This is a genomic window from Helicobacter pylori (assembly GCF_001998165.1).
Taxonomy (GTDB): domain Bacteria; phylum Campylobacterota; class Campylobacteria; order Campylobacterales; family Helicobacteraceae; genus Helicobacter; species Helicobacter pylori_DL.
This window is the reverse complement of record NZ_MTWR01000108.1, coordinates 1-1230: the sequence shown is the minus strand read 5'-3', so window position 1 is coordinate 1230 and position 1230 is coordinate 1. Positions and strand designations below refer to the sequence as shown.

Below are 1230 nucleotides of genomic sequence, written 5' to 3'. Positions count from 1 at the left end.
ATAAGCTTATTTATCGCTTTAAAAGCCCACCCTGAAGCGTTTAAGGGCGTGGATATTAATGCGTTTGTTAAAGACTACTATAAAGTGGTTTTTGATTTGAAGGATGCAGAAATTGAGCCTTTTTTATGGCATTGATTTTTAAAAAGGGCTAGTATTCTTTAGCCTTTCATGTTATCTATCGCACCAGGCTTAAAACAAGCCCTATAGCTAAAATTTTCTTCCCTAATTTTTATCTTGCCTTTATCTTTTAAGATTTTATGAAAAATAGTTTCATTTTTACTATTGTTATTTTCTTAGTGGTGTTATAATCGCTTTATAAATCATACAAAAAGGATCGTTATGTTAGTTACTCGCTTTAAAAAAGCTTTTATTTCTTATTCTTTAGGCGCGCTTGTCGCTTCATTATTATTGAATGTGTGCAACGCTTCAGCACAAGAAGTTAAAGTCAAGGATTATTTCGGGGAGCAAACTATAAAGCTCCCTGTTTCTAAAATAGCCTATATAGGGAGCTATGTAGAAGTGCCTGCCATGCTTAATGTTTGGGATAGGGTTGTAGGCGTTTCGGATTACGCTTTTAAAGATGATATTGTTAAAGCCACTCTCAAAGGCGAAGAGCTTAAACGCATCAAACACTTGAGTACCGATCATACAGCCGCGCTAAATGTGGAGCTTTTAAAAAAGCTTAGCCCTGATCTTGTGGTAACCTTTGTGGGCAACCCCAAAGCGGTAGAGCATGCGAAAAAATTTGGGATTTCATTCCTTTCTTTCCAAGAGACAACGATTGCAGAGGCCATGCAAGCTATGCAAGCTCAAGCTGCGGTCTTAGAAATTGACGCTTCTAAAAAATTCGCCAAAATGCAAGAAACTTTGGATTTTATTGCTGAGCGTTTGAAAGATGTTAAAAAGAAAAAAGGGGTGGAGCTTTTCCATAAAGCCAATAAAATCAGCGGCCATCAAGCCATTAGCTCAGACATTTTAGAAAAAGGGGGCATAGACAATTTTGGTCTAAAATATGTGAAATTTGGACGCGCTGATATTAGCGTGGAAAAAATCGTTAAAGAAAACCCTGAAATCATTTTCATTTGGTGGGTAAGCCCACTCACGCCTGAAGATGTGTTAAACAACCCCAAGTTTTCCACTATCAAAGCCATTAAAAACAAGCAAGTTTATAAACTCCCCACGATGGATATTGGCGGGCCTAGAGCTCCGCTCATAAGCTTATTTATCGCT

At 37.6% G+C, this 1230-nt stretch carries 1 protein-coding gene and 1 pseudogene; both read left to right on the top strand.

Annotated elements, in window-relative coordinates; genetic code table 11:
- Nucleotides 1-135 (top strand): annotated as a pseudogene (locus BZK24_RS09160) (ABC transporter substrate-binding protein); the annotation flags it as partial.
- A gap of 204 nt (nt 136-339) precedes the next feature.
- Nucleotides 340-1230, top strand: an 891-nt coding sequence (locus BZK24_RS08390) for an ABC transporter substrate-binding protein (RefSeq protein ID WP_077657146.1), incomplete at its 3' end; no start/stop codon positions are given.